1 protein-coding gene is annotated in these 561 nt (G+C 59.4%); it reads right to left on the bottom strand.

Annotated features, from left to right (window positions below; genetic code table 11):
- Window positions 1-241 precede the first annotated feature (241 nt).
- Window positions 242-561 (bottom strand): hypothetical protein (locus tag NKJ91_RS33745; RefSeq protein ID WP_352458952.1); only part of this gene is annotated, 320 nt, incomplete at its 5' end.

The following is a 561-nucleotide window of genomic DNA, read 5'->3' as shown; positions in this document are numbered from 1 at the left end:
ATTTCGTCACGTGAGATGCCGATGTCGCCAAGGACGTCATCGGGTAAACGGCTCAACTGGTCCGTTGCCGACAAGAGAGCTTTTCGCTCGGCGCGGAGGCGTAACCACCTGCGAAATGGACCAATGGCGGCAGCATGAATTATAACCATGATCAGATCGTCCCTTCATTGATCTGAATTGACCGGTACGGAACGGCGCGAACGGCACTCCGGGCGAGAGCGTCAGCCGTCCGCGAGGCAAATTAGGCGTAGTGGTCGATGGATTGGTTTTGCCGCGGCGTGCCCATACGGCGGGCGGTGGCTGGCCCCGGGCCACGCATGTAATAAAGCTCCGGGCGGTAGCGCGGCGCGACGAATTTGCGAAACCCCGCAGCAAGTTTTGTGACGGGAGCCAAGAATTTCATGACTGTTCCCTTTCCCTTCGCCGGCTTGCACACGAGCCGGCGGGCCTGACGTTGCAACAAGGATATGACAGTCGAACCAGGCTCGGCTGTGGGAATTCCCACACCGGGGAAAACATTGGCGAAATCCGCTCCCAGTTTGCATCCCGGAAAGCGGGGCC

The sequence above is a fragment of the Mesorhizobium sp. M0040 genome, assembly GCF_040323505.1.
Taxonomy (GTDB): domain Bacteria; phylum Pseudomonadota; class Alphaproteobacteria; order Rhizobiales; family Rhizobiaceae; genus Mesorhizobium.
This window is presented reverse-complemented; position numbering and strand designations above follow the sequence as displayed.